The sequence below is a fragment of the Candidatus Mycoplasma haematohominis genome (assembly GCF_902712995.1).
GTDB lineage: Bacteria > Bacillota_I > Bacilli_A > Mycoplasmatales > Mycoplasmoidaceae > Eperythrozoon_B > Eperythrozoon_B haematohominis.
Genome location: NZ_CACTIB010000020.1, coordinates 25,081 through 44,518, shown reverse-complemented (window position 1 = coordinate 44,518; position 19,438 = coordinate 25,081). Strand labels below are relative to the sequence as shown.

General features: G+C 33.2%; 25 protein-coding genes and 1 tRNA gene. 3 read left to right on the top strand and 23 right to left on the bottom strand.

Going from position 1 to position 19,438, the window contains the following annotated elements; all coding sequences use genetic code 4:
* Window position 1 precedes the first annotated feature (1 nt).
* The 8 genes from H6411_RS03445 to H6411_RS03410 form a co-directional block, all read right to left on the bottom strand.
* The gene (locus H6411_RS03445; protein WP_216083246.1) at window positions 2-862 is read right to left on the bottom strand and encodes a hypothetical protein; all 861 of its coding nucleotides are present in this window, start codon (window positions 860-862) and stop codon (window positions 2-4) included.
* 6 nt (window positions 863-868) lie between these two features.
* Window positions 869-1,696: a hypothetical protein gene (locus H6411_RS03440; RefSeq protein ID WP_216083245.1), complete on the bottom strand. Its 828-nt coding sequence runs from the start codon at window positions 1,694-1,696 to the stop codon at window positions 869-871.
* Window positions 1,697-1,698: 2 nt separating this feature from the next.
* Window positions 1,699-2,457 (bottom strand): hypothetical protein, encoded by a 759-nt coding sequence (locus tag H6411_RS03435; RefSeq protein ID WP_216083244.1) that lies wholly within the window; start codon window positions 2,455-2,457, stop codon window positions 1,699-1,701.
* Window positions 2,444-3,202: a hypothetical protein gene (locus H6411_RS03430; RefSeq protein ID WP_216083243.1), complete on the bottom strand. Its 759-nt coding sequence runs from the start codon at window positions 3,200-3,202 to the stop codon at window positions 2,444-2,446. The genes H6411_RS03435 and H6411_RS03430 overlap by 14 nt, the downstream gene beginning before the upstream one ends.
* A gap of 9 nt (window positions 3,203-3,211) precedes the next feature.
* Window positions 3,212-3,976, bottom strand: a complete 765-nt coding sequence (locus tag H6411_RS03425; RefSeq protein ID WP_216083242.1) for a hypothetical protein — start codon at window positions 3,974-3,976, stop codon at window positions 3,212-3,214.
* Window positions 3,977-4,144: 168 nt separating this feature from the next.
* A complete protein-coding gene (locus tag H6411_RS03420; protein ID WP_216083241.1) occupies window positions 4,145-4,645 on the bottom strand; it encodes a hypothetical protein in 501 nt (166 codons plus the stop codon).
* A 112-nt stretch (window positions 4,646-4,757) separates the two neighbouring features.
* On the bottom strand, window positions 4,758-5,243 hold the full coding sequence (locus tag H6411_RS03415) for a hypothetical protein (protein ID WP_216083240.1): 486 nt from the start codon (window positions 5,241-5,243) through the stop codon (window positions 4,758-4,760).
* Between the two features lie 3 nt (window positions 5,244-5,246).
* Window positions 5,247-5,729, bottom strand: a complete 483-nt coding sequence (locus H6411_RS03410) for an SAM domain-containing protein (protein ID WP_216083239.1) — start codon at window positions 5,727-5,729, stop codon at window positions 5,247-5,249.
* A gap of 331 nt (window positions 5,730-6,060) precedes the next feature.
* On the opposite strand from H6411_RS03410, the gene H6411_RS03405 reads away from it, so the two are divergent.
* Window positions 6,061-6,396, top strand: coding sequence for a hypothetical protein (locus H6411_RS03405; RefSeq protein ID WP_216083238.1), 336 nt, complete (start codon window positions 6,061-6,063; stop codon window positions 6,394-6,396).
* Window positions 6,397-6,414: 18 nt separating this feature from the next.
* On the opposite strand, the gene H6411_RS03400 is transcribed toward H6411_RS03405, so the two are convergent.
* The 11 genes from H6411_RS03400 to H6411_RS03355 form a co-directional block, all read right to left on the bottom strand.
* Window positions 6,415-6,876 carry a hypothetical protein gene (locus tag H6411_RS03400; protein ID WP_216083237.1) on the bottom strand — a complete coding sequence of 154 codons (462 nt, stop codon included), beginning with the start codon at window positions 6,874-6,876 and terminating at the stop codon, window positions 6,415-6,417.
* A 148-nt stretch (window positions 6,877-7,024) separates the two neighbouring features.
* Window positions 7,025-7,156 carry a hypothetical protein gene (locus H6411_RS05925; protein WP_369408495.1) on the bottom strand — a complete coding sequence of 44 codons (132 nt, stop codon included), beginning with the start codon at window positions 7,154-7,156 and terminating at the stop codon, window positions 7,025-7,027.
* A 75-nt stretch (window positions 7,157-7,231) separates the two neighbouring features.
* A complete protein-coding gene (locus H6411_RS03395; protein ID WP_216083236.1) occupies window positions 7,232-8,020 on the bottom strand; it encodes a hypothetical protein in 789 nt (262 codons plus the stop codon).
* A 9-nt stretch (window positions 8,021-8,029) separates the two neighbouring features.
* Entirely contained in the window at window positions 8,030-8,797 is a 768-nt protein-coding gene (locus H6411_RS03390) for a hypothetical protein (RefSeq protein WP_216083235.1), read from the bottom strand.
* A gap of 1 nt (window position 8,798) precedes the next feature.
* Window positions 8,799-9,275 (bottom strand): hypothetical protein, encoded by a 477-nt coding sequence (locus H6411_RS03385; protein ID WP_216083234.1) that lies wholly within the window; start codon window positions 9,273-9,275, stop codon window positions 8,799-8,801.
* Between the two features lie 14 nt (window positions 9,276-9,289).
* Window positions 9,290-10,093 carry a hypothetical protein gene (locus tag H6411_RS03380; protein WP_216083233.1) on the bottom strand — a complete coding sequence of 268 codons (804 nt, stop codon included), beginning with the start codon at window positions 10,091-10,093 and terminating at the stop codon, window positions 9,290-9,292.
* A 3-nt stretch (window positions 10,094-10,096) separates the two neighbouring features.
* Window positions 10,097-10,579, bottom strand: coding sequence for a hypothetical protein (locus tag H6411_RS03375; protein WP_216083232.1), 483 nt, complete (start codon window positions 10,577-10,579; stop codon window positions 10,097-10,099).
* Window positions 10,580-10,582: 3 nt separating this feature from the next.
* Entirely contained in the window at window positions 10,583-12,994 is a 2,412-nt protein-coding gene (locus H6411_RS03370; RefSeq protein ID WP_216083231.1) for a valine--tRNA ligase, read from the bottom strand.
* A gap of 8 nt (window positions 12,995-13,002) precedes the next feature.
* Window positions 13,003-13,569 carry a ribosome biogenesis GTP-binding protein YihA/YsxC gene (gene yihA / locus H6411_RS03365; RefSeq protein WP_216083230.1) on the bottom strand — a complete coding sequence of 189 codons (567 nt, stop codon included), beginning with the start codon at window positions 13,567-13,569 and terminating at the stop codon, window positions 13,003-13,005.
* Window positions 13,570-13,791, bottom strand: a complete 222-nt coding sequence (locus H6411_RS03360) for a YneF family protein (protein WP_246307748.1) — start codon at window positions 13,789-13,791, stop codon at window positions 13,570-13,572.
* A 23-nt stretch (window positions 13,792-13,814) separates the two neighbouring features.
* Window positions 13,815-13,890 (bottom strand) — tRNA-Trp (locus H6411_RS03355).
* Window positions 13,891-13,992: 102 nt separating this feature from the next.
* Here H6411_RS03355 and argS point away from each other — a divergent pair.
* On the top strand, window positions 13,993-15,645 hold the full coding sequence (gene argS, locus H6411_RS03350) for an arginine--tRNA ligase (protein ID WP_216083228.1): 1,653 nt from the start codon (window positions 13,993-13,995) through the stop codon (window positions 15,643-15,645).
* Window positions 15,635-16,321, top strand: coding sequence for a ribonuclease HIII (locus H6411_RS03345; protein WP_216083227.1), 687 nt, complete (start codon window positions 15,635-15,637; stop codon window positions 16,319-16,321). Before argS ends, H6411_RS03345 begins: the two co-directional genes overlap by 11 nt.
* On the opposite strand, the gene H6411_RS03340 is transcribed toward H6411_RS03345, so the two are convergent.
* The 4 genes from H6411_RS03340 to rpmB are packed head-to-tail and all read right to left on the bottom strand — an operon-like array spanning window position 16,316 to window position 19,433.
* Window positions 16,316-17,953, bottom strand: coding sequence for an iron-containing alcohol dehydrogenase (locus tag H6411_RS03340; RefSeq protein ID WP_216083226.1), 1,638 nt, complete (start codon window positions 17,951-17,953; stop codon window positions 16,316-16,318). The two genes, H6411_RS03345 and H6411_RS03340, sit on opposite strands and share 6 nt — an antisense overlap.
* On the bottom strand, window positions 17,953-18,609 hold the full coding sequence (locus tag H6411_RS03335; RefSeq protein WP_216083225.1) for a class I SAM-dependent methyltransferase: 657 nt from the start codon (window positions 18,607-18,609) through the stop codon (window positions 17,953-17,955). Before H6411_RS03335 ends, H6411_RS03340 begins: the two co-directional genes overlap by 1 nt.
* 12 nt (window positions 18,610-18,621) lie before the next feature.
* Window positions 18,622-19,236 (bottom strand): 30S ribosomal protein S4, encoded by a 615-nt coding sequence (gene rpsD, locus H6411_RS03330; RefSeq protein WP_216083224.1) that lies wholly within the window; start codon window positions 19,234-19,236, stop codon window positions 18,622-18,624.
* Complete coding sequence (rpmB, locus tag H6411_RS03325; RefSeq protein WP_216083223.1) at window positions 19,236-19,433, bottom strand: 50S ribosomal protein L28; 198 nt, start codon at window positions 19,431-19,433, stop codon at window positions 19,236-19,238. Before rpmB ends, rpsD begins: the two co-directional genes overlap by 1 nt.
* Window positions 19,434-19,438 lie beyond the last annotated feature (5 nt).

The window sequence follows — 19,438 nt, the reverse complement described above, 5'->3', positions numbered from 1 at the left end:
TCTATTCTTCGGAAGTTAAATAACAAAACTTCTTAATATCAGACTCATTCACTGTTGGGTTTGTGCTTGCTTCTGTGGTTTTTTTAGAATAGGCGGCTTCGCAAGTATTTTTTATAGTGTCACTAGATGCTCTATTTGACTTCTTTTTATAAAGCTCTTTGAATATTCCATTTTCTGTTGCACTATTTCCTTTTCCATCTCCTTCTCCTGCCCCAAAAAACTCCTCATTTTTTAACTCTCAAAACTTATCATTAGAGCTACTTCCTGAATAGCCTTTAGTTGCTACTGCCTTGCCATGATGATCTACTTTATTTCCAAATGTTCCGGCCTCATAACCAGATTTATCACCTAAAAACACTAATTTAGGGGCTAGAGAAGAACAATACTTCCACAAGTTTTTATTTAATTTATTTTTCGTTGCATCTGAAGTTGGTTTTATATCCACTTTATCCTTCTTATAAACGTCATCACAAACCTCATTTAAAGCCTTTGGAGAAGAATTAGGAGATTTACTACCAGAATCCTTATATGGAGAGTTAATTTTTTCTTGTCCTGCCTTATAAAAAATTTCATCAAACTCATTTGGATAATACTTAACATCATACTGATATTGCTTGTAAGACCATTCTCATCATTTCTTATTTCTATCCTTTGCTGCGCTTGTATTTCCATAAACTCCCACTAAGTATTTTCCATACTCTTGTCCAATTTTGTCGTTGTAATCTGTTGTTGAAAAATTATCCTCTTCTGAGAAAGCATAAAAAGTAGGTTCCATAGAATTAACAAACTCGTTAACTCCATAACCCACAGCCCCTATTACTACTAAACCTAATCCTCCTGCAGATAACTTGACTGGATCCATTATTTATTAACTATTATTCAACCCATCAGGAATTAAAAAGCAGAATTTTTTTATGTCACTTTCATGAAACTTATGTGTGTCTGTTCCGTTTTGTGTTGCCTCATAAGCCTCTTTGCAAGTCTCCTTAACTGTTCCTTTCCTTGTCCCATCAAACAATTCTCTAAAAATAGAGTTTGTTGTTTCTGATTGTGATCCAGTTCCTGTAACAGCATCTCCTCCTTTTCCATATCTAAATTCATGTTCTCTAATTTCCCAGAATCAATCAGTTGAATCTTTATCTTCTTTTTTTACGGACACTAACTTCCCTTTTAAGCCCGACTTATCTCCGAATTTATCACTTTCGTAACCTGAACTATTTTCGCTCACCAAAACAGGTTTAATGCCTCCTATAGAACAATATCTTCAAACATCCCTTTCTTCAAATTCATCATTATCATTTGCATCTTTTTTAACTTTTGCAGATTCTGCTCCATATGCATCTTTGCATTTCTTATTTAAAAAATTATCACTATCTGAATCTTTTCTCTTAAAGCCCCCTTTTAAATCTTTAAATTTATTTTTAGGTTTTGTGCTTTCTTCACTACCATCCTTATCTGAGAGTCATCTATTCTTATAAGATCATTCCCATCAATCCTTATTCTTGTCAGAACCATCATCTACAAAAAGAGATTTGAAATCTTTTGCATATTTAGTGTCATAACCAGTCCCTCCAATCTCTTTTAAAGTCTTAAATGTAGGCATCATATTACTAAATAAAACACTCATTCCTCAACCGCCGCCACCTAATACCAATGCAGCCGCCCCAGCTCCTGCGCCTAATTTAGCGATAGACATTTTTACTGTTCTGGACTTAAATAACAGAACCTCTTAATATCCGCTTCTGGATAATTAGAATTATCTGATGTTTCTGATTCATAAGCATCTTCACAAACCTTCTTGATGGTATCGTCTTTCTCTTTTTTCTTTTTGTAAAAAAGCTCCCTAAATTTTGAGTTTTGAGTTGCTAACTCTCCTTTATAAATTTCTTTTCTTCTTCCAAAAAACTCATCATTTCTTAAATTCCAAAAAATATCATTTTTGACATCTATTGCGACTGCTTTATCTTTATGGCTATTGCCTCGTTTGTCTGAATAATTGCTACTACTTACTAAAATTGGCTTCCCCTCTAATAAAGAGCAATAAGTTCAAACATTAGATTCTTTTTTATCTTCTGAACTTAAAGCATTTTCTTTACCGGTAAAAGCTGTTTTACAAATAGTATTTAAAGCAGTTGCTTCACTTCCAAAAGAAGAAGCAACCTTAGTTGTATCCTTAAATGTTTCGCCTAATTTACCTTTCTCACTTCCAATTGCATCTTTCTTAAAAGTTTCATACTTCTCTACTCATCATCACTGATTACTATCCGGATCAACCAAATATAAAGAATTCTTCCTTCCAAAAGATTCAGTATCAGAATAAACAGTATTTAAATTCGATAATTCAGCAAGAACAGTTGGAAGGTGTAAACCATACAAACTAGAGTAAGTTAAATAACCCCCCCCAGCAGCTATTAAAGCGCCTGCGCCAGTTCCAGCAGCTAACTTAATTGGATCCATCTAAAGTGCAAAACTTAACGACATCATCACTTGGATATTCAGTATTATTTGATGAGTCAGTCAAATAAGCGGCCTTACAAATATCCTTTATATGTTCGGATTTATTTCCAGCATCATACTTGATCTTGAACTTAGATTTTGATTTTGCTGTATCTAAATCTTTTCCAGATCTAGATCCAGAAGATGAGTAGAATTCTTCGTTTCTAATATCTCAGAAAATACTATTTCCTGAATATTCTGTAGAAACTAAAGTTGTCTTTTTAGAACTTCCGATTTTAGCGTCTGTATAAGTTTCACTTGTATTTTCTGAAATTGTTTTAGGTTTCTCTTTAACTATCGAACAGTAAGTCCAAACATCATTTTCGTAATTAGTATTAGTTCCGCTTTTAACATCAGTTGATTGTTTATTAAAAGCAGCTTCACAAACTTTATTTAAAGCAGTAGCTGTAGATTCATGATAGGCTGCTGTCACCTTATCATTGCCAGTGAACTCAGCACTCTTTGTTGCCGTAGAAGAGCTTCATCTTTTATAGGCTTCATTCCATGCATTTTTATTTCTTGCAGGATCTAACATATATCTTCCATACTTCCCTCCAAAAGTAGTATTCTGATATTTAGTTGCAAAACCCTCCAAAGAACTCAGAGGATAAACGACTCTTAATGTAGAGTCGTAAATAAGATAACCTCCTCCAGCAAAGCCGCTCAATACAAGAACGCCTGCTACTGCTTTAATCAATGCTGACATGATCTATTATTATTCACCTTTAACGGAACAAAACTTAAGTACATCCGCCTCCTGAACTTTATTACCTTCTACGCTTTCATCTTTATTTGACTTATAAGCTTCTTTACAGGCATTCCTTAAAGTGTCTTGCTCTTCTCTGGTTTTATTTCTTTTAGCAAATAAGTTTCTAAATAAAGGGTTTCCAGTTTCAGACGCCTTGGCTCCAGATCTATCACTTTTGTTTTCCTCTTTAAAAAATAATCTTTCTTGCTCTAATCAAAAAGAATCATTGCCAGTTACTGCAACTAAATTGCTTGCTTTTTCCTTTCCATAAGAATTGTTTATCGCATCATAAATTTTCTTTTCCTCTGCAACTTGTGAAATAGTCTTCGGTTTCTCTTCAACTGCAGAACAGAAATATCAAACCTCAGACTCTAAATATTTATCATTTGTAGCATTTGCTGAAATATCGTCAGTACCCTTTGTATAAGCATCTTCACAAACCTTCTTAATAGAATCTTTATCCCCATCTCCACTAGTAACGTTCTGAAACTTACCTGTTGTTGGTTTCTTAACTGATCATCTATTCTTATAAGATCATCTTCATCAATTTTCATTTCCATTTACAGCCGCAAAGTAATCTTTGTTGTCTGTAAAGTAAGTACCAGTAGGATTAGTCAAAGGAACATAATCAGGCATACTGTTATTACTCAACGCCATGCTCAATCCTCAACCTCCTCCTCCCAATAACACTGCACCAGTACCTGCCGCAGCTGCCGCTTTTAGTGGATCCATAAATTTGAAAGTCTGCTTTTATTCAGAGCAGACCTTAATAGTCAATTTAAATGATAAGCAGTACTTTTAATAAATATGTAGCCGCTATTTTTTTAAAAATTCAATAATTCACTAAAAAACAAAGAGGAAGAATAAAGTCTTGGAGAAATAAGGAATTAAAAATTAACTTTACTCTTTAGCAAAGCATACCTCCTTAAAAACATTTAAATCTGATTGTTTCTCCGTTTTTCATGTTCTATTCTTTCTTGACTTACATCATGCTTTTGTGAAATCAGCTACTGCGGTTTGCTTATCACTCAAGACAGGAGAAGTTCCATCATTAGGAAATAAACTGTCCAAATCATCTTCAGGTTTCTTATTTTCAGAATCTTTGAGATTCATACTCCCTCAATTCTTTTTCAAAGCTGCTCTATAGTCATTGTTTTTTTGGTTGTAATTTTTTATTAACTTATCTACAGAGTTGTTATCATCTTGATCCTTGCCTCCAACATACTCTTTCCCATGCATTTTCTCATCTGATAAAGCTATAGAAAAGAAAGTTGTCTTATTGCTATCTACTCTTGACATTCCAGTTTCTCAACTGAACTGTGTGCCAAGAAAATAACTGCTGCCACTAAGGATAGCAATAGCAGTTCCTCCTAATACAAGAGTTAAAGCAGTTGAAGCCATATCAAACTTTTATTTTTTAAATATCTTACAAACACCTCTCTTTCTCTGATCAATAGCCAACTTTCTAATTTGTTAAATCTAAATTAAATAAGCAACTTAAACCTTTTGCAATCTAGATTTTCTTGAAACAAACATCCTTAAAAATCCCTCATCTTTTTCCCTCTGCAGTTCTCTCATCTAACTGAACAGAAACCAAAGTCTTTTTTGAAGTTCTCTTACATCATTTTGTGATGTAATCTGATACATCATCAAGATTATTAAAAGAATTGATTTTGTCTATATCAGGTCTAGCTTCTCCATTCATGCCATTTCATCTAGCCTTAAGAGTGTTCAAATAGTGGACTGCGTCTCTGCTTAAATTTCCTTTAGCGTTCTCTAATAACTTCTTAACTTTCCCAACATCATTTCCTATGTATTCTTTTCTATTCTTAATATCAGAATCTTCTTCAGAATGCAATAAAAATGTTGGTGCTCTAACTGTTCTTTCTACTTCATGATTCAACTCTTCCTTGATTTTCTTCCCTAAAAAGTAACTACTACCACTTAAAACAGCAATAAATACTCCACCTAAAACAAAAGTTAAAACATTTGAAGACATTCTCTAGGTAGTAGCATCAGCATCCCAAGAAACAGAATCCAAATCTAAAGTACAAAATTTCTCGAATTTGTTGTAATCAGCTGAATTATTTTTTCCATTTGCTCAAAGTTCGCATCTGAAAGCTATTTCAGAAGCAACTTTCCTAACGCTCTGATAATCATCATCGCTTGTTCCTGCTGTATATTGAGTAGTTCCGCTCAACTTCAACTGCTTCCATATTTGCTCTAACTCTTCATGAGTCATATCAATCAATATGTCAGTAATCTTCTTCTCATCATGACCTATATATTCTTTCTTTTTTTCCTTAGCAGTTTTATAAAAACTCTGATACTTGCTTGTATCTAAATAAGTCTTTTCATAAACTCCCTTCTCGTTATTTCATGCAACTTTGTAAGTGTTAATCTCGTCAGCAAAAAGTCCTGCCGTAAAACAACCAGAAACTGCAAAAAAACCTACACCTATTAAGGATTTAACTAAAGGTTCCAACGAAATAAAAAATTAAACGCCTCCGTAGAGAAGCTTAAAAAAGATACTTTTTCTCAATTTGAGTAACTACTTTCCTAAATATGTATTTCTAAAAAACATGTAAACCAATATTCAAACAAAATTTAATTTTTTCTCTCCTCTACAGATGATAAATAATTAAAAAAATAGCTAAAAATTGGCTCAAAAATAGATGAAAAATGGAAGGCATACTTACTACCGCGAACAAAGTTTTTTTAATTCTTTATCTTGCATAACTTAAACCCGCCAAAAACCACTACTAATAAGACCAAATATGAAATTTCTATAATTCTTTGAACACATTCCTTTCTTTATGAAACTTGCTTTAACAACACCTACATTAATTAGTTCTTCTGTCGCTTCTGTTTCAACAATAGTAGCTGGCTTGTCTCTCGGTGGAGTGTTTACTCCCGAAAAGAAATGAGAGTGAGATCAAAACAAAGCAGACGATGTCGGCTTTTTAAATGAAGTTCTAGACGGTATGTGCGGAGTCTGAATAAAAACAGACGGTTACAAAAGAAATTTTTCAGAAGTAAAGGAAGAAGATGCAGAGCAAAACAAAAAACGAGCTCAAGACATAAACGAGGTTTGTTTTCAAAGAAAAGAATTACAGGAAAAAATGAAACAAAAACCCAATCGTTCTTCTTAGGTTCTTAAATTACCAAACCTAAAACAAACTAGTTTTCTCGGGAGAACTACCCTCAATTAATCTGAATAAAGCTTGCCAAGAACCAAAAAACAAAAATTTATAACAAAAAGAAATAATTCACAAAAGAGGAATCATTGAACCTAATAGATAAAACAGCAAAACAAATTTCAAATGCTTACAACTCTTTTCAAAGGCATAGAAAAATGGCATGCTAAAGCCTCTATTTACAACTGCAAAAGCATAAATATCAGAAATTAAAGTAAAACAGCGAAAAACATCAATAACTCAAGAAACAACTAATACAAACCCTGACAAAACAAAAATTATCAAAAAGATTGCGCTGAATAGTGTTGTTAACAAATAAGAAACTGATGCAACAACAAAAGCAGAAAACTCTACAATTCAGACAGTTTTTAAAAAAGATATCTTGTTTTCTAAGCTATCTATACGGCCATCCTCTGAAACATCAAATTTTGCCATTACAACTTTTAAAAACTGCCTACTTTAATAAAGAGTCTAATTAAAAGAAGGGAATTGCTACTCTTCTGATTACTAATCAACTTTCTTCTTTTAATTAACTACCCTTAAAAATCCGACAAAATCCCCAAATAAATAAAAATCAAGTAGCCTATCTAACAACAGAACTGCAAGTGGTTGAAGCTTTATTAGATCTTTCATTTGCATGAACCAAACCAAAACTAAAAGCGGAAGCCAATCCTAAATTTACAATTGCAAAACTACTCTTTAAAAATGCAAACATACTTTCCGAACACGAAAAACACCATAACAAATTCAATAAATATGGCTATTTAAGCCACATTAAACATTTAAAGATCTAAATGTCCTTAGGAATTAAATAACAAAATTTTTCTATATCTGTATCTTTTACTGTGGGTGTTCCGGACGTAGGTGTGTCATAAGCATCTTTACATTTTTTCTTGATAGTATCGTCATTTCCCCTACTGTTTTCTGATTTCTTTTTATAAAGTTTTGCAAATTCTGAACCTTCAGAAGCTTTAGCTCCTCAACCAGCTTTTTCTGCTTCTCCAAAAAACTGTTTATTTCTTTCTGTTCAGAAAGCATCATTATCGTTATTTTCTACAGAAAGAATCTTATTTTTGTGTTCCGGCTTAGAACCAAACTTACCTGTATATTTATCTGTAACAAAAATATATTTAGCGTTAACTATTGAGCAATAAGTTCAAGCGTTTTCTTCGTAGTTCGCTGGAGTTTTTAACGAATCAGGAGTAGATTTAAAAGCTGCATCACAAACATGATTTAAAGCTTTACCGTCTTCTACTGAAGAATAAGCTTTATCAATTTTTCCTTTTTGAAACTTATCACTTAACTTAGTATTCTTTGTGCTGTCTGCAATATCTTTCTTTAAGTTTTCATATACACGATTTCATCATCATTCATTCTCTGCTTTATTGGGATCAACCATGTAAATGGAATAGATTCCGCCAAACTTATCTGATGTATATACAGAATCTGGAGATGGTCTTTCAGAAAGAAGAATAGCTGACTTTTTCTCTCCTGTTTCCATATTGAAAAGATAGTATCCTCCCACACTTGTTGCTGCCAAAACAACAACTGCAAACCCAACTTTAAAAAAGGGAACCATATTTGTTAATTATTCTTGTTTGCCTCCCTGTAAAGAACAAAATCTAAGTGTTTCTTTTTCCTTATTAGTTTCTACGTCCTCCGCATATCTATTTTTACAAGCTTCTTTAAGTTCTGAAGTTGTTTTTTTAGATGCATACGTTACAGCTGATGTGCTCAACTCTTTAAAACCTGCTCCATCTACCGTCGCTCTACTTCCTAAACCACCTGTTTCAAAAAAAGCTTGTGCTTGTATTTCTCAAAATTTATCATTTCCCTTATGTTTTGTAGAAATTAAAGATGCTTTCTTAGAACCACCTAATTTAGAAGCATTAGCTTGTCCTGTTTGAAACTCTTTCTCTTCAATTTCTGCCTCTTCTATAGTAAAAGGTTTTTTGCCTTCTATAGAGCAAAAAGTTCAAATGTCTTTTTCATACTGAGTTTTATTTGCTTCTTTAGTATCAGAATGAATACTTGTTTTCACAACTTGAGAATAAGCAGTTAAACACTTACTTTTCAACTCAGAGCCACTTGAAACTCCAGTCTTAAATTCAGTACTTAAACGAGAGGTATCAGAAGGATATCTACTCTTATAGGATCAATTTCATCAACTATCATTTTTTCCATCAGATGCATCTACAAAATGATGTTGAAATTCATAACTTAAATTACCTTCAGTTCCTTTGTTTACTATGTGTTTCTTGCTAGGTTCTTTTCCTAATAAAGTAGCAACTCCATAGCCACCGCCTGTTATTGCCAAAGCACCTCCGCCAACCGCTGCTGCTTTTAATGGATCCAAATTAACTTCCTAAATCTAACTGACCAGATTCTTTATAAATACAAAATTTCTCAACATCGGCCTTATATTTAACCTTGTTTGGCTCATTATTGCCTTCAAAATCAGTCTTGTTTTTTTTATAAGCAGCATCACAAACCTTATTTAAAGACGTAGTAGTTCCTGTTCCGTATCCTTCAGTAACAGCTTGAAATTCGGTTGATAACTTAGACGCCTCTCCTTCTTTTGCTTCCTTTGCATATGAAAGTTTGTTCTTATAAACTCAATTAAATCAATCCTTATTCTTCTCGTGATCTGCAACCAACTTAGATTTATTAGCCTCTATGTTGCCAATATTTCCATTAGTAAAACTAACTGTTCCAATTTCTTTAGAAGATAAAGTAAAGGCAGTTGGTTCATTATTTATATAAGCAGCTCCTACTCCTCCTGCTACTATTAAAGCCACCGCTCCAGCACCAACTGCGCCTTTTAATGGATCCACAACTTAATCTATTACTAACTAGTCTTTTCTAAAAAACAATATTTCTTTAATTCAGCATCTGTGGCTTTACCATCGTTATCTGAAGTGCCCAAAAGATAAGCATCTTGACAAGTATCTCTAACTGATCTTTTGTTCTTCTTCATTAATTTGAAAATATTTTTTTCAGTACTTTCCGGTTCAGCAACAGTTTCCTTTTTAAGCTGTTCTTCTTTTAAGTCTCAAAATCATTGATTTTTATAGTCTTTGGTAGAAACCAATTTATCTTTATGAGTTGCGCCAAATTTTCCTGAATTTTTACTATCTATCAAACTTTTGTCTGAACCATCTTGAGAAGAAGATAAGAGAATAGGTTTAGCTCTATATGGAGATATAGAACAGAACTTTCAAACATCTTCTTCTCAAAACTTGGTTGTGTCTGTTGATGCAGGTTTAGTGCTTGTCACGTTAGCAATTTCAGCTTTATAAGCAGAATCACAAACCTTATTTAAAGCTTTTGTTGCATCTGATTCAGCAGAACTAAAAGACTTTTCAACAGACTTAAACTTTTCTCCGACATTTTCTTTTCCTACAGAAGTAAACACTCCATATGCCCATGTTCATCAACTTGAATTATTGTTATCTCCATCTAACTTATTAGGGTCAACTAAATAATCGCCATAAAAGTGACCATATTTGCTAGAATAACTAGAAAAAGTAGTAGTGTTTGCAGAAATAACTGAACATGCAGGCACGCCACTAAAAAAGTAGTAACCTCCAACTCCTCCAGTTATTACTAATGCTGTTGCCCCTAATCCGGCAGCTCCTTTAGCTAAACTCATTTTCTATCCTGCTGATACAGTTGCTGGAACAACACCATCAAAGGAACAAAACTTCCAAATATTAGATTTTTTCGTAGTCTCAGTAGGATCATTCTCTTTATACTGATCATCACAAACTTTATTTAATGCATTAGCGGCTCCAGTTTCAGAACTTGAAGCAGCATAACCCTTAGTCACAGCAGTTGACTGAAAAATAGAATTCAGTTGTGTAGTCGCATCACTAGCTGTTTGCATAGGCTTAAGAATCTTATCGTATATATACTCCCATCTTTTCTGATTTCCAGAATCAAAAGCAGCAATTAACTTTGCCTTATTCTTTCAACCAAACTTATCATTAGGATAAGTACTAGACTGACTACTATTACTCCCCAAAAACTTTTCTAGAGAAGAAGCATCAGGAACCTTAAAAAGAGTACTTACTCCGTATCCTCCCCCTATTGCTAAAACTCCCACTCCCGCACCAACTGCTCCCTTTACTGGATCCATAATCTAATAACTCTTATTTAAAAACTCTAAAGCTTTCTTATTCTCCTCTAGTTTATCAATTGACTCCTGCCTTATATGTTCAGGGGTCTGAAAAGTAAATTTATTTATTTGTCTTTCAAAAAAAACAATCTCTTGTTGTATCTTTTTTTTATCTTCTTCTATTATCAACCTATATTTATCAACCCATTCCTTACCTATATCAACATAAGTTACAAAACTAGAATGTCTAACACTAATCTCACTTTCATTTGCCCTTCTCTCATCATTCTCTAACCCTAAAAACCTATGTCCTAAAGAAGCAAGAGAACTATTTATTTCATCTGAAGAAACATCCAAAACACTAAACAACCTAACCTTTATCTCATAACTCTTAGGCATAGCTAATTTATTCCTGATAGACCTATGAAACTTAAAGTAGTCTTCAAACCAAAATATAAGAGGATCTAGGGAAATATCCTGACTCCAATCAGAAAGAGAAGCAGAATGAAACTTACATGAAATACCACTTGAAAAATCAGGAATAACAGAACTAATTAAAGAAATAAATTCCTTTCAAAGAGCAGATAAGAAAACTAAATTATTTTTGTTATTAACCTCCCAATACTTGTACATCTCCAAATAAGTACCACAGAAATCATCTCTAAGAAATCTCTCTATTTCCTTAACCACAAAAGAAAACTCAAAGGACTCAAAATGAACCTTAAGTTTTTCCTTCAACTCCAAAAAATTCTTAAAAATAGCCTTCTCACTAGAATTCAAACTCTCCTGTCTAATCTCATTTACATCCAACTTCTCCAATTTCTGTCCCACAAAAACAGCAGCATTCTCAAACTTCTTAACCAACCTAGCATAATAATCCAACTTCTGCTCAGAGAAAGAAATATTCCCATCCTCATGAGTATTGCCCAAAAAAAATAATCTAACAACATCATGTGAATACTTATCAATCAAAACTAAAGGATCTATCCCATTATTAAGAGACTTAGACATCTTCCTATTCTTGCTATCCAAAACCAATCCATGAAGAAATATCTTTTTAAAGGGTAACAACCCTTCTGAATAAACAGACATAAATATCATCCTAGCTATTCAGAAAAACAAAATATCTTTTCCAGAAATAAGAACAGATAAAGGCAACATGTCCCTCCTACCATGAAACACTATATTAGGCCAAAGGGAAGAAGAAAACCAGGTATCCAAAACATCCTCAGATTCCCTCAAACCTTCTCTTTTTTCTAAAGAATGCTCATTAGTCAAATCATTCAAATAAACAGGTATCTTTATCCCCCACGCCAACTGTCTAGATATACATCAATCCTTCATATTCTCAAACATAAAAACCAACTCATCATTCTTAGATTTCTTAGTTACCTCCATAGAAGAAAAATCTTTTCTTCAAAACTTCAATGCTCTCTTAGCCAACTCAGAACTCTTAACAAACCACTGCTTACTCAAAAGAGGCTCAATAACAGTCTTACTCCTTGAAGAATAAGAAACATTAGATGAATAATCAACTATAGTCACCAACCCCTTATCCAACAATTCCTTAACTATCAACTCTTTAGCTTTATCCCTATGCAATCCTTTGTAAGGATCTAACTTAACAACTAAATCAGAATCAAATACCTCTATTAAATCCAGACCATACTTGCTTCCTAACTCATAATCATTGAAATCATGAGCAGGAGTACACTTCATAACCCCTGTACCAAAAGAAATATCAATATAAGTATCAGACTTAACAGGTATAGATTTATCAATAATAGGTATAAGAACATTCTTTCCTATCAAATGAACATACCTCTCATCCTCAGGATGAACAAACACTGCTACATCCCCTAATATAGTCTCTGGCCTAGTAGTAGATACTTCTATATAAGAATCCTCTCCTTCTACCTGATACTTAATCGTATAAAGCTTCCCGTTAGTCTTTACATAATCTACTTCAGCATCAGAAATAGCTGTCTTAAGCGTAGTATCCCAATTAACCAATCTCTCTGCTCTATATATCAACTTCTCTTCATACAATCTCCTAAAAACTGAAAGGGTATACTCCTTAGATTTCTCATCCAAAGTAAATCTCTTCTCGTCAAATGGCAATAGATAACCTAATCTAGAATATTGCTCAGTTATCCTATCTTCATGCAATTCTTTTCACTCCCATAACTTCCTATCAAACTCCTCCTTAGACAAAGAATCCTTAGATATTCCCTTTTTTCTAAGCTCCTCCTCTACCTTTATCTGAAGAGATATCCCTGCATGATCTACTCCATATCCTCAATAACACTTGTCTTCTCCCAATAAACCTCTGTAATACCTAATAAGAGTATCCTGAAGAATAGCATTCCACATATGACCCAGATGCAACACTCCAGTCAAATTAGGTGGTGGCAAAAGAGTAGAAAAATACTTCATCATTCCTATTAATTCAAATAATCTCTTATCCTCTTATTAACCAAATTTATATTCACTCCCTCTTTAGCACTAATTAAAAAAACTGAATCTTCAGAAAGCTTAGTAGTCTTCAAAACTTCACTCAATAAATTCTTCTGCTGATTATTAGAAAGCTTATCTATCATATTTATCAACAACGTATAGTTATGAAACCTACTAGTCAAAAAAGAAAATATCTCCATATCATTACTAGTCAAACCATGACTAGAAATAATCTGAAAAACCCCGACTATAGGCCTCTCCCCTTCACAAAAATAACTATCTAATATAGAAAGTAAAGTAGCTCTATCAGTCTTAGAACCCTGAGAAAACCCATACCCAGGAGTATCAACTAAATAATGCCTATCAAACTCATAATAATTAAGTGTTCTAGTCTTGCCAGGCTTATTAGAAATCAAAGCTATCCTAGCTTTAGCCAAAGTATTTATTAAAGACGACTTACCAGAATTAGAAGAGCCTACTAAGGCTATATCTGGAAGATCAGAAAGATTGACGGAATCATTGAATTTAGATACACTAGTAACAAACCTAGCCATCTAATCCTGTTGCCTCTTAATACTATTCATAATTCTCAAAACTTGACTCTCAGAAAGCTTCTTACCTGTCTGTCTATAAAGTTCCCTTATCTGTTGCTCAGTAATAGGAGGATTCTCCTTTATTTGTTTTTTCAAAACATTAGAAGCAACAAGTCAACCAACAACAATGCCGATTAAAAGAGCCAAAATAGCTGCTCCTATCCCATACCCCCAACAACTCAAAATAAATATAGGCATACAAAAAATGGCAGGCGTGGCAGGACTCGAACCCACAACATATAGTTTTGGAGACTATCGTTCTACCAATTGAACTACACGCCCTTCTCCCTAACTAATAATATGTTACCGAATTAACAGCTTACAAAAATAAACCATAAATAATAAGAACTAAAATTAAAAGAACTATATATAGATAACTAAGACTTGCACAAAATTGAACAAATCTTAGAACAAGAAATAAAAAGAGCTTTAACCAATCTCAGCTATGAGGTTGGTGAAATATCTCTGGAGGTGATTAATTCAGATTACGAAGGAGACATCTGCACAAACGTTGCACTTCAAATAGCATCAAAATATCAAGTCAATCCTAAGCAGATAGCCACAGAAATAGTAGAACTAATATCAAAAAATGAATACATATCCTCAATAAAAGTAGAAAACAATGGCTTCATAAACATAACCTTCTCAGAAAAAGTATTCCAAGAATACTACTCAAACCTAATAAAAGACCAACCAAGAATAAAGAATAGAGGTTGAAAATACCTAGAAATCGTGTCAGCTAATCCAACAGGATACTTACACATAGGCCACACAAGACACGGAATCCTAACAGACACCCTAGGAAACATATTCGAATATATGGGCTATTCAGTAAAAAGAGAATACCTAGTAAACGACGCAGGAAACCAAATAAAAGAACTTATATTTTCATTCTGAGAACTATGAAAAGAAAGGAAATATATACCAACCAAAATAAACCTACTGAAAGCCCCACAAGAAATATCCTACAGAGGAATAGATATGCAAGAATGTGTAGATAACTTATGAAAAAAATACCAACACAGATGATGTGTAAATCAAATAGACAAATTAAAAGAACCTGCCTACACAGAAGTTAAAGAACTAGTACTCAACTACTTCCTACACCACATAAGAAAAGTAATGAGTCAATACAACATACAAGTAGACTACTGAAGACATGAAAACTCATTCATGACTACTTACAACATAAACAGAATCCTTAGAGAAATAGAAAAATATACTTTCAACTGGGAAAGAGCTATTTGACTGAATATACCATCTAAGAAAGAAGTATTAATAAAAAGCAACGGAGAGCACACCTACTTCATGCAAGACATCGTATACCACGAACAAAAACTATCAATGATAGGCCCAAAAGATGAAATCATAAATGTCCTAGGATGCGACCACTACGGCCACATAGACAAACTAATTGGTTACCTAAAACTTAGAAACAAAGGAGAAGAAAAGAAAATCAAGTTCATATGCCTACAACTAGTAAAGCTATTAGAAGGTGGAAAAGCAATAAAGATGTCAAAAAGAGACTCTACAGCAATCTTCATGCGAGACCTAGCAAATTATATGACTTATGAAGAAGTAAGATGATTCTTCATCTCTCAACCATCAACCACATCGCTAGAAATAGATGTACAAAAAATAAGATCTAAAGACTACAACAACCCTGTCTACTACGTAATATATGCATACTCAAGAATCTCAAAAATACTACAAAAAATAGACTCATCTCTGTACCTAAACCCAAACATAAACTTCAACAAACTAGAAAACAAAGAAAGAGAACTGTTGAATCAATTAATACACTTCGAACCTTTACTAGAAAACATAACTATCAACCACCTACCACACAAATTACCTCAATACTTATTCAAACTAGCAAAACTATTTCACTCCTACTACGAAGAAACTTCCATATTAAATAGTGAGATAGAGGATAAAGATTTACTTTCTCAAAGATTAGCTTTACTAGAAAGCATCAGAAGAGTTATAAAAACCGGATTAACCCTAATGAAAATAGAAGCAAGAGATGAACTCTAATAATGCAAACTGAGAAAAGTTATCTATAGGTTCTGACGAATCAGGAAAAGGGGACTTCTTCGGAGCTCTTTCTATAGTAGCAGTAAAACTAGATGAACCCACGCTAAAAAAACTAAAACAAACCGCTTTCTTCAAAAAAATAAAAGATTCAAAAGCCTGCACAGAAGAATGAATAAAAGAAGTAGCTCCTCAAATAATGAAACTATGTGAATACTCCTATATAGATTTAACTATTGAAGAATACAACCAGCTCTACGCAAAATATTCCAACCTAAATATCCTCATAGCCTTTCTACACAATAAAGTTCACTCAGAAATAAAAGGAGATGAATTCAGAGTAATAGATGCTTTCACAAACGAAAAACTCTATTACGAATATCTAAAAAAAATAAACGAACAACCAGTAACTATAGACCTCTTCTGCACCAAAGCAGAATCATACTATCTATCAGTCGCTCTAGCTTCCATAATAGCTAGATATCTCTTCATACTAAAAATGGAATCTATCTCCCAAAAAACAGGAGTTGCTATACCCTACGGAAACAGTTACTACAGACCAAATTCAGTAATAGATGCCTATCTAGCCCTTAAAAAAGCAGGATACAAAGACGAAGAAATCTGTACCAAACTAGTCAAGAATCACTTCTCAACCTTAAAAAAAATAAAGCAACTATAAGATTGCTACATTCTTAACAATTGTCTTATGCAATATTCCAAATATAGACCCTATTTTTGCTTTCTGTAACAAGGAAGTTAAAAACTTGTAATCAACCTTCTTAACCTGCTCAACATCCAATAAAGAAGAAGGTAAGCCATACTTCTTAATATGAAGAGACAATCTATAGATAAGCCCCTCTATTGAATGCGCATCATACAAATCAGCAGCTAATTTCTTAGCCCTCTTATTAAATTCAGCACTCTTAATAGACAAAGCTTCTATATATGCCGGCATAAACAAAGCAAGTCCATCTGATCTCTTGGAATTAACCAGAAGAGACAAAGCTCCTTCAAGTTTATGAATAGCTCAAAAATCAACCACATCAACTATTGACCTTCCATCTAGAGTAGATGAAATAATGTGAATCAAAATTCTCTTATCCTCATGACTCAACTCTTTTCCAAAAACAAACACATCCAATAACTTCTCAACAGTCTTAATGTTGTTAACAATGGAATCCAAAAGAGAGTCAGTAGAAGAAAGATCAAAGTAACAGAAAATCAATCTAAAGAAAGTTTCATGCAATACTTGTTGCATCTTGTCCCTGCTCAATATCTCAAATACATCGGTACAATAGAAAACACCCTCTGCATCATCAATTTCACTTTTCAAATAAAGAATATTTCCAAAGAAATCATACTTAGGCAAGAACAATCTATTTCTTATTGCTGATCTAGAGTTAACTTTAGGATCAGGAACAACAAAAGTCGGAATAGTAAACAAAGAATACTTAGCAGCTAAAGCAGGTTCAAACTCCCTTGTTTTATGCAACCTAATTATGTTAGGTTTCATCAATTTAGGCATCAAAATCTGCGCAATATCAACAGTTGACATACTACCAATAGCAATAAGGGCATTCACGTCATGATCATTTGCAAACTCAGAAATTCTAAAAATTAACTTCCTATCCAGCTCCGGCTGTATATTTGTAAACTCAACAAATGAAATCTTATTTCTATCCAACAAATCAGTAATTCTCTTATAGAAATCAGTATCCCTAGTAAAGAAAGAGTCTGTTAATAAAAGAGCGCATCTAACCTCAGCTTGTTTCAACTGAGAAATAAATAAACCAGAATCCTCAATTGAATTAAGAAAACTAACGTTATTAAACTTACCCTTAATGATTTCGTCCTGCTGTGTTTTTAAATCCTCTGATTTTTTAAATTCTTGAGCAGTTTTAGCCTCTAAGTCCTTCACATAAGCCTTAATATTTTTTGTTTCTCTATCAACAAACTCATTACTAAACTCAGCTGCTTTAGACACTTCTTCTATGTCATACTCAAAATCAATTAAGGCCGCTTCATTAGGATTCAAAATCACTCTCTGAAGATCCTGACCAGAAACATTAGAATCCTCATATTCTTCTAAATTTCTCTTAGTCCATCTAAGTCTATGATCTAAAAAAGTTATTGCATTCCTCAAGTTATCTTCAGAAATACTCTTTAAATCATTTATAGAAAAATTAGATTCTCTAACCACATCTACAACCTCTAAATCAGAACTTGTATTATTGGAATAAGTATCCGCTCCAGCTTTGCTTACTCCGTAATTGCGCCCTAATAACTTATTTACTAAATTTCTTCACTTCACTATAGTATTTCGTTATCTTTTAAAAACCTAATTGTCTCTCTTTCAACTTCATCTCTGTACTCATAAGGAATCTTCAAAACTCTATTAGCTTTATCTGCTCAATATTTAGAAAATAAATCCATATGTAATTCTCTTCAAAATTCCTCTCTGCCAAAAATGTAATCCCTTATGCTAGATGAATGAACTTGTTTAGGAACTCTAACTAAATCTAAGGCTAAATAACAATGATCGCCATCATCCACATACTTCTCATTTTTTATAAAGAAAAAATTCTTAAAAGCTCACTTTCTAATCAAAAAATAATCAGTATGACTCAACAATATTAAATGTTTTATATGTGACGGCATTCTTTCTAAAATTTTAAGAATCTGAACAGTCCCCATCCCAGCAATAACAACCACACTATTCTCTGGAAAACTAACTAAACTAGTAAATCCATCATTGAGTAAAAACATAGCTCTTTTTTCAAAACCAAGACGCTTATAAGCCACTTTAGATCTTTCCAAAGCATCTGCGCTTAAATCAATATTTATAACTCTAATCGCCTTCTCGCTTCTCAACAACTCCAAACCCAAATGACCATGATCTGAGCCTATATCCACTAGCACATTTCCCTGAGGAAATAAATCTACTAATGCCTTGATCCTAGGATGCATTTCACAACTAAATTAAACCAGTCTTTTATATCACTCAACAACGTAAACCTCATTAATTTGATGATTAATCTCTTTTCTCTCTGGATATCTAAGCACAATTCCTCTTTTTCCTTCAACATCTACATCCACATAATCAGGAGTATCATTGTCGTTTAAATAGTTAACAAGAGGTATTTTCTTAATCTTAGAAACTATCTCAATCTCATCTTTAGCATTAACTAAAGCAGAAGGAATATCCAATTTCTTTCCATTAACCAGAACATGACCATGAGAAACAAGCTGTCTAGCTGCTCTTCTAGTAGGAGCAAAATTCATTCTGAAAACCATATTATCTAGTCTTCTTTCTAATAGTTGAAGTAAATTATCAGAAAGAGAGCCCTCTAACTTCTTAGCCATCTTAAAGAACCTTCTCAACTGAGTATCAGTTAAACCATACATCAATCCAACCTTCTTCTTCTCTCTTAACTGTTCACCATAAATAGAAATCTTCCCCCTTCTTCTAGTAGATCCATGCTGCCCGGGAGGAGAAGTTCTTCCTTTTCACTTGTCAAACTCTCTATTATTTTCAAGAAGGGACATGCCCATTTGTCTTGACTTCTTAAAAATACTTCCAATAAAACGTGACATTATCTTACCAACCCTTTATTTTTAATAGTTCTTATATTTTTAGCAGAAGTTTTCAGAGTAACTTTTTTGCCAGTCTTATCTACTAAAGTAACAGTCTGTATGTTAAATTTCCAGTCTCTCTTAGTTATATTAAGAGCCTTAGATCTGTTATTTCCTGTTTTAGCAACTTTTCCAGTTAACCTATCTTTTCTTGACATAATCG